We start from the raw sequence: 9131 nt of genomic DNA, 5'->3' as shown, positions 1-9131 counted from the left end.
TTAATTCTGCAATTTGTTCGCTTGTAAATATTGTTCTCATGTTCTTTTGTTAATGATTAATTCTAACAAAAGAAAGCAGTAAACACTTAAGTTAGTGTCTACTAAATGGGGTACGTATCATGGTGCCCGGGGTGGGAATCGAACCCCTAATATCTCACTGGTAAGATGAGAATATTGTAGCCATACTACACCCTTGGAAGGATTGCACCCTCCACATTTGGAAGGATATCAGAACGAATTAAAATCTTGATTAAGAAAGGTTAAAGAAACAATAAAAAAGTTATGAAGAAACGATGAAGATTTTTTAGCGAGGTTTAATTCAACCCCTTGACTTTTTGGAATAACTAGTATACAATACTGGGTATTAGAAGTTTAACCGTGCATGCTCTTTAAATATGGCTTTAATCAGCCATTAAATGAGAACAAATGCGCCAATAGTATGACAAAATCAATCAATTCAAAGTATCTTTTCGCGACACTGACGATAGTGTTCATTTTTGGCGCTATCTTGGTTATGCCGGTAAATGCTAGTGCAAATTATAGTTATGGTAACCCATTTGGTACTCCCTATTTCGGTAATGAATACGGTTATTACCGTTCATCTCCAATAGTTATTCAACAGCCTGTATACGTACAGCAACCAGTTTATGTACAACCACAACCTATCTATGTTCAGCAACCAGTGGTCGTACAACAGCCTGTTATTATTCAACAGCCTGTCTATAACAATTTGTCAGTCTCTTGTAGAGTAAATCAAGTCTATAATTCAAACAATAATTATTCGGCTTCAGTTAGTTGGTCAGCTTATCCTTCAGGAGGTAATGGATATTACACTTATAGTTGGTCAGGTACAGATGGACTTTATGGTTCAAGTAAAGATATTTATTATAATTATTCAAACTCTGGTTTGAAATACGCTTCAGTAACAGTTTACTCAAACGGTCAGTCTGTAACACAAAGTTGTTCTGCTCCAGTTTCTATTGGTCAGAATTATTATCAAACAAATTATCAACCTGTATATCAGCAAACATACCAAGTAGGAATGTATTCAAACACTCTTGATATTGGTTGTTACGCTGATCCTACAAATGCCAAGATTAATCAGCCTATAAATTGGAATGCTGAGGTCACTGGCGGAGTCGCCCCTTATACTTATTCTTGGTCTGGTTCTGATAACCTTACAGGTTCAGGAAGTTCAATTATCAAGTATTATTCTACATCCGGTTCCAAGAATGCTATCGTCACTGTAACTTCAGCTGATGGTCGCACAGGAACAAAGGCATGTAGTAATTCACTTGCTATTGCTGCACCTTACAAAGCTGTAGTAAAGAAAGTGGCTCCTGTAACAACAGCTGTTGTTACTCCAGCTCCAGTCGTCAATTCCAACTTGTCTGCCGCTTCTCTATTCTCATTGGAAAATGTTCCTTGGGGTTGGGTAGCTATCATTATTATCCTTATCTTGTTCTTCACTGTATTTTATCTCTTGTTCAATAGGAAGAAGATTTAAGGAACAGGGAGTTAAGAGGTAGGAGGTAAGAGGCAGGCGGGTGCAATCCAAATAAAATGTATAAGTAAAAAGCCCTTCGGGGCTTTTTACGTGTCTGAGATATTTTCTAATTATTTTCTCTCTTTAATTTCTTCTACAATCTTTTTCAAAACTTCCTCAGCATCTAGTTGACCGATTTGACCATGATCACGACTTTCTAAAGTCACTTTATTTGCAGTCATATCTTTGTCGCCGATGATAATAAAGTAAGGAATTTTTGAAGTCTTGGCATTTCTGATCTTTTTACCAAAGCCGTCATTGGACATATCTACTTCTGAACGAACCATTTCATTGCGCAACATGTCATTCATTTTCTTTGCTGTTTCAAGGTGAGCTTCAGCAACAGGAATAACTTTGACTTGGATCGGAGCCAACCAAAGAGGGAAATTGCCACCGTAGTGCTCTATAAGGAAGCCGATGAAGCGTTCGTGAGTACCGAGTGGAGCACGGTGAATACAAAGAGGTGTCTTGGCAGTGCCATCTTTGTCTGTATATACAAGGTCAAAACGTTTTGGTACGGCGAAGTCTACTTGATTGGTTGCTAGAGTGAATTCACGACCGATAGCACTCCAGACTTGCACGTCAATCTTTGGTCCATAGAAAGCGGCCTCGTTCGGTACTTCTATAAATGGAATATTAGAATCAACCAGCACTTTGCGTACCATATCTTCCGTCTTTTTCCATAGCTCAGGTTCATTGACGAATTTTTCACCGAGTCTTTTTGGATCGTGAGTTGAAAAACGCATGATGTATTTTTTTACACCAAAGATCTGGAAGTATTTGATATACATGTCGTTCACTGCTCGGAATTCACTAGCAAATTGTTCTTCGGTGCAATAAATATGTGCATCGTTCATTTGCATTGTTCGTACACGCATGAGACCAAAGAGTTCACCACTTTTTTCGTGGCGATAACATGTTCCGTATTCTGCCAAACGTAGAGGTAATTCTCGATAACTTCTCATCCTTGAACCGAAGATTTTGTGATGATGAGGGCAATTCATGGCCTTCATATAATATTTTCCACCTTCATATTCCATAGGAGGGAACATACTCTCTTCGTAATATGGTAAGTGACCACTTCTTATATACATTGAATCCTTTGCTATATGAGGAGTTCTGACTCGAACATAATTCATCTTAAATTCAGTCTCTTTGGCTAGTGCTTCCAAAGCCTCTATCATTGCTCCGCCATTTGGAAGCCAGAGAGGGAGTCCAGGTCCTACATCATCGTCAAATTCAAAGATATCCATTTCTTTACCTAGTTTGCGGTGATCTCTTTTTTCAGCTTCTTTGACCATTGTTTCGTATTCGTCTAGTTCTTGTTTCGTATTGAAAGATAAACCGTAAATACGTGTGAGCATTTTATTTTTCTCACTGCCACGCCAATAAGCACCGGCGATACGATTTAGTTTGAATGAGTCGGAAGCGATCTCTTTGGCTGGATTTTCTGAATGACCACCACGACAGAGGTCGGTGAAGGAAGAAGTTGGGAGTTGGGAGTTGGGAGTTGGAGAAGTGGAGCCGGCAGTGTAAACGGTTATAGGTTCGTTTTTGGAGACAATCTCTTCAATGAGTTCTAATTTGTATGGATTGTCTTTGAATAATTTACGAGCATCATCAGCTGAGATTTCTTGACCTTTTATTTCTTTCCAAGAAGGAAGAGTTTTTCTCATCTTTTTTTCTATATCTTTCAAATCTTCAGCAACGATAGGTTTTGAAAATTCAAAGTCGTAATAGAATCCGTTGTCTACAGCTGGACCAATGGTTGGTTTTGCATCGGGGTATATCTCTAATACCGCCGAAGCCAAGAGATGAGCGAGAGTGTGGCGAACATGTTCTAGTTGTTCCTTGTTATTTTGGTCCATATAATTTTATTTTAATAAATTTACTAATGATTTTTTAAAAAAGAAATGCCCAGGCAACGCGAAGAATTGCGTTGCCCGGGCGATGAAGATCGCGGTTCCACCGGACTTTGCTCTTGCCTATTGGCAAGGGCCTCCATTCCTACTTCATTGTGGATTGGGTACACCTAGATGTGGTACAACACAGTTTTTTTCGGTGTACATGGATTTTTCCATCGGCGTTTGGTAGACACCGCGACTTCCTACACTCCTTGGTTTATTGACCGACTCGACAATTATAGTAGCATGATAATGATACAAAAATAGGGGGAAGATGTAAAGGGCTTTTCTTCATTGTTTCTTTAATCTTTCTTAATCAGGATTTTAACTTGTTTTGATATAGTTGTGTTGAGCCGGTTGTTTGGTAACGTGATTGGACTTGTCATTCCATATCACAGGGGTCCGATTCCCCTAACCGGCTAAGTAAAATGAAGTTTGTGGTTGACAAATTATTCATAATTTTGTTATCATTGTACCAATGACAAGTCCTATCAATTGATACCAAACATGATATGGAAAACAAGACCGCTTTATAGCGGTTTTGTTTTTTAATCGAAACAGAGTTAAATTATAAAAAGTAAACACTTGACTGGCTTATAACATAAGTGGTAAAACTATGAATAGAAAGAATAAAAGCCCAGCAGGGCAATTGATAATTGAAAACTAAAAACAATGTATAGAAGGAAAAATTATGAAAACGATGGAAAAACCAAGCTGTTTACATATAAGTAATTCTTCCGGTTCTGATATTGATATCTTTGGACCTAGGGAGGTTGCAAAGATTGGTGGTGTAATGATTCCAAAATTCACACCCAGCATCCCGTTTACAAGAGAGGATATGAGAATAGCTTGTAAATTGGGTCAGTATCTGATTTTTCAAGTGAGCAAAGCCAGTGATGGTTTTCCGCTTACTATGAATAAGATTCGCGATTCTCTCGGTAATAAATTGGAAGGAGATACCTTTCTGAAGAATTCCAGATTTTGCGAACCGGAGTATTTCTTTTCCGGAAGTACACCGTATGCTGGTTGGAAATTGGTTAGCAGGGAAGTCATTCCTGGATCTGTTGGCAAGGACTATGTTGAACAGACACAGGCGATTGCTGATTATCTAAGGAACGAAGTCTATGATGGACAGGAATTGCCTGGGGAGTACCAAAAGGCTGTTGATGAGTTTGAGGCTTGTAGGGAAAATCTCCGAGAGCTTCTCAATGATGGTCATTGGAGAGATGTTACCGGTAAATGCCTCAATCTTAAATTGAACAGGCTTTTCCGTCCGACACCAGTGGAGGTAATCTACAATCTGATGGTTTGTTTGATTGTAAATCAAGAACGTTTATTGGAAGATACTTATGCTTCAACCCGTGAGCGTTTCTCTGATGGTGGCATCGTTGTTGTTGGTGAATGGGATACAAAGGGCATAGGCGTATATGATGTTTGTGCCACTAGGTCGGTTGACGAGATTGGTGTTTATTTCTGTCGCGGTGCAATCCCGGAATCATAAGAAATCGTTTTGGTTACAAAAAAGCGCATGTCAGCTCTACTGATATGCGTTTTTCTTTATCAAGGTCCGACCTTGATTTACAACCCTTTTACTCTATCAAGAATAAATCCTTTTTCATTATTTCTAGTATTAACTTTGGCTTTGACTGCTAAACATTTGTCTACAACTATCAGTTCGCGAAATTCTTTGTAAGTCCTAGGGAAGACCACGGCTTCAGCTGAGCCGGAAAAATCAGAAAGAGTGATGAATGCCATGGTTTCATTATTTTTTGTTTGAACAAGACGTACTTCGTTTATGATCGCAGCAAAGATAACCAACGAATCTTCTTTGGCAGTTTCCAAAGCCTTTTTTATATTCATCTCTTTTTTCTCAATCATGCTTCGATAACGTTCTAGTGGATGACCAGAAACATAAAGTCCCAGAAGTTCTTTTTCCCAAGTCAGTCGATCGTGCATCTCTACAGGAGGAACTTTATTTAAGCGAAGAGTTGGTACACTGGCATGATCAGACATTGTTCCAAAGAGGGAATTTTGGTCGGAATTATTAGCGGAATTTTCTTTGTTGTAATCAAGTAAAAGGTCAATGTTGCCAAGTAAAGTTCCACGATCTTCTCCAAAACAATCCATTGCTCCGGCTTTGATGAGTGATTCTAGAGATTTTTTATTTAAGTTACGATCTTTTACGCGATCTAGGAAATTGGATAGAGATTTGAATTTACCATTTTTCTTTCGCTCATCAATAATAGCTGTAGAGATACCTTGTCCAAAGTTTTTGATTGTTACTAGTCCGAAACGGATACGATAAGAGTGGGAGCCAGAAGCCTCCAGTTCTTTAACCACCGTAAACTGACTGAAACTTTCATTTACATCTGGTGGTAAGACGGGAATACCTATGCGTTTACATTCGGCAATAGTTTCGGCTACTTTTTCTGTCTCACCTTGTTCAGATGTTAGAACAGCTGAAAGGTAAATTTCAGGGAAGTGGGCTTTGAGATATGCGGTGAGATAGGCTACGCGACCATATGATACAGAGTGAGCTTTGTTGAATCCGTAAGCAGCAAAAGGTTCAATCCATTTCCAGATTTCTTTGGCTTTCTTTTCTGACCACTTACTGTGCTTGATACAACCTTCAATAAACTTTTCTTTTTGTTTGGCCATTTCTTCCGGAATCTTTTTACCGACAGCTTTACGGAATTTATCCACTTCTATCCAACTATATCCAGCCAAGTCGTGAGCCATGATGAGGAGGTCATCTTGATAGACGAGAACGCCGTAAGTTTTCTGAAGAATCCTCTCTAGGGCAGGATCAAGGTATTTGATCAGTTTTGGGTCGTGTTTGCGAGCTATGTAGTCAGGGATGAATTGGATAGGGCCTGGGCGATATAATGCCACCATGGCGTTTATATCGTGAATAGTAGAGGGTTTGAGCTCTTTCAGGAATCTGGTCATGCCGTCACCGTTCAATTGGAACAAATCGGCAGTTTCGCCACGAGCCAACATTTCAAATGTTTTCTTATCATCAACTGGTATTGTGTCAGCACTTATTTTTACACCGTCAATTTTTTCTATACGATTGATAGCGTCAGCGATGATGGTCAAGTTTTTTAAGCCCAAGAAGTCAAACTTGAGTAACCCAGCTTCTTCTATTGAATACATGTCGTATTGAGTGATGATCTTACCTTCTCCTTTTGGATCAAATTGTAATGCGGTAAAGTCGGTGAGAGCTGTAGGTGATATGACCACTCCAGCAGCGTGAACTCCGATGTGCCGAGCACAGCCTTCAATCTTTCTGGCCATATCTATAATCTTTTTTGTATCTTCATTGCTGTTATACAATTCTTTGAGTTCAGGAACTTGTTCAAAAGCATGATCAATAGTCATTGGAAAACCTTGTGAACCCATAGGTATCAATTTAGAAATACGATCACCGATATCGTAAGAGTAACCCATGGCTCTAGCTACATCGCGAACAGAACCGCGCGCCATCATTGTTCCGAAGGTTCCTATCTGAGCAACTTTGTCTGCACCATATTTGCGACGGACATAGTCAATAACTTCGTCTCGACGATCGTCGGCATAGTCCATATCAATATCGGGAGCAGAAGGACGATCTGGATTTAGGAATCTTTCAAAGGGGATTTCGTATTCAATCGGGTTGATATTTGTAATACCAGACAAGAATGTAACTAGAGATCCAGAGACGGATCCGCGGATGTTGGAGAGGATGCCGTTCTCGCGAGCGAAGCGTAACATGTCTGCCACCACAAGAAAGTAAGGTGAGTAACCTTTATCTTTGATAATTTTTAATTCGTATTCAGCACGCTTGATGAGCTCTTCGGTTTGAGGAACATTTCTCTTTGCAAAACCTTCGTACACAAGATAGCGGAGTTCGTCATCAGGAGTTCTTCCACTTTCCACTTTGAAAGCGGGGAATACCCAGTTTCCAAGTTTGAGTTCTAGGTTGCACATCTCGGCGATCTTGGCAGTATTTTCTATAGCCTCAGGCATATCTTTGAAAAGTTCCTCTGCACGTTCGCTGGAGATGAAAGAGAAATCATCTTCGTCTCCGTCAGAAACTTTTTCTGAAGAATCACTGTGAGAATTTACACGAAGTAATGTTTCTCTGGCGAAACGATCTTCTTGATGGAGATAATAAACATCGTGAGCAGCCATTACTGGAATATTTTGTTCCTTGGCAAATTCATATAAAACTTTCATATTTTCCTCATGACCGTCAATCTCAGGATGATGAGTTATTTCTATGAAAAGGCGGTCTCCGAAAACTTTTTTATAAAATTCAACAACCTCCTTGGCTTTATCCTGATTGCGACTTTTCAAAGATTGAGCTATGTCTCCAGAAAATGATGGTGAAATAGCGATGAGACCCTCGTTATATTTTTCAAGTAATTCTTTATCTATACGAGGTTTGTAGTAGAAACCTTCAAGGTTTGAATCCGTAACCAATTTGACCAAGTTTCTGTAACCAGTTTCATTCATAGCGAGAAGTACTAGGCGAGTACGGCGATTATCTATGCCAGCTTGCATATCCTTGCGAGTTCTGACAGCAACATAAAAATCTACACCAATGATTGGCTTTATCTCTTTTTTCTGACAAGTTTTGTAAAATTCAATAGCGGCATAAAGATTGCCGTTGTCGGTAATAGCTAGAGAGGTCATACCACATTTTTTGGCTTCAGAAACCAGATCATCAAGCTTTGGCAAGGCTGTCAGTAGTGAATAGTGGGAATGGGTATGAAGGTGGGTGAAGCGACTCATTAAAGTAGTATAGCTTAATTCGTAACGCAGTAAAGTTATTGTATTATGTGTCATTCCCGCGAAGGCGATTCAGCAGAATCGTGTCGAATGGACCGGGAATCCAGGATATAACCAATGAAAATATTGTATTAATTGTAATTGAATGCCATCATTTGGTTATGAAATACTTGGTTGGAATAGATGAGGTTGGTCGTGGCCCTATAGCTGGGTCTGTAGCTGTAGGGGCTTTTGTATTTCTTGATAATAAGGCGGGTAGATTGTTTCGTGGTGTAAAAGAATCAAAACAACTAAGTGAAGAACAAAGAGAGAAATGGTTTGCTGTAATTGAAAAAGTGAAGAAAGAGGGTTTCGTAGATTTTTGCGTTACATTTCAAAGTGAAAAAATAATAGACATAAAAGGACTTTCTTGGGCAATAAAAAAAGCACTTTCAACTTCTTTAGATAAGGTGACAAAATCAAATAAAATAAAACCAAGTGAGACTCGAGCACTACTTGACGGTGGTTTGAAGGCACCTATTGAATTTACAGATCAGAAAACAATCATCAAAGGTGATGAAAAAGAAACTGTGATTGCTCTGGCTTCTATATGTGCCAAAGTCTTGCGTGATAGGAAAATGGTGAAATTGGGTAAGAAATATCCTCAATATGGATTTGGTGAGCATAAGGGGTATGGGACAAGGAAACATTATGGAGCTATAAAAAAGCATGGAATGTTGAAGGAACATAGGAAGAGTTTCTTGAAGAGATTTTAAGAACTCGGCGAACAAAACTTTGAGTTCATGTTTTCGAGACATTTCGGAACGACGCTGGATTGCGAGTTTTATAACTACGAATAGCGTCGTGAGAATAGGCAGCCCTGCGAGGCGTTCCCTAATACGAGCAGGGCTGACCGTGTCGAGATAAAC

General features: G+C 39.3%; 5 protein-coding genes. 3 read left to right on the top strand and 2 right to left on the bottom strand.

Annotation, left to right across the window (positions count from 1 at the left end; all coding sequences use genetic code 11):
- Nucleotides 1-439 precede the first annotated feature (439 nt).
- Nucleotides 440-1507, top strand: a complete 1068-nt coding sequence (locus tag WCS89_04635) for a PKD domain-containing protein (GenBank protein ID MFA6554759.1) — start codon at nucleotides 440-442, stop codon at nucleotides 1505-1507.
- A gap of 110 nt (nucleotides 1508-1617) precedes the next feature.
- On the opposite strand, the gene thrS is transcribed toward WCS89_04635, so the two are convergent.
- A complete protein-coding gene (gene thrS / locus WCS89_04630) occupies nucleotides 1618-3414 on the bottom strand; it encodes a threonine--tRNA ligase (GenBank protein ID MFA6554758.1) in 1797 nt (598 codons plus the stop codon).
- A gap of 727 nt (nucleotides 3415-4141) precedes the next feature.
- On the opposite strand from thrS, the gene WCS89_04625 reads away from it, so the two are divergent.
- Nucleotides 4142-4951 carry a hypothetical protein gene (locus WCS89_04625; protein MFA6554757.1) on the top strand — a complete coding sequence of 270 codons (810 nt, stop codon included), beginning with the start codon at nucleotides 4142-4144 and terminating at the stop codon, nucleotides 4949-4951.
- Between the two features lie 77 nt (nucleotides 4952-5028).
- On the opposite strand, the gene dnaE is transcribed toward WCS89_04625, so the two are convergent.
- Complete coding sequence (dnaE, locus tag WCS89_04620) at nucleotides 5029-8226, bottom strand: DNA polymerase III subunit alpha (protein MFA6554756.1); 3198 nt, start codon at nucleotides 8224-8226, stop codon at nucleotides 5029-5031.
- Nucleotides 8227-8384: 158 nt separating this feature from the next.
- Here dnaE and WCS89_04615 point away from each other — a divergent pair, with 158 nt between their 5' ends.
- Nucleotides 8385-8978: a ribonuclease HII gene (locus WCS89_04615; GenBank protein MFA6554755.1), complete on the top strand. Its 594-nt coding sequence runs from the start codon at nucleotides 8385-8387 to the stop codon at nucleotides 8976-8978.
- Nucleotides 8979-9131: the final 153 nt, after the last annotated feature.

The sequence above is a fragment of the Candidatus Paceibacterota bacterium genome, assembly GCA_041666915.1.
Taxonomy (GTDB): Bacteria; Patescibacteriota; Minisyncoccia; order Phycocordibacterales; family PALSA-1337; genus C7867-002.
The sequence above is the reverse complement of the archived record's forward strand: the minus strand, read 5'-3'. Positions and strand labels throughout refer to the sequence as shown.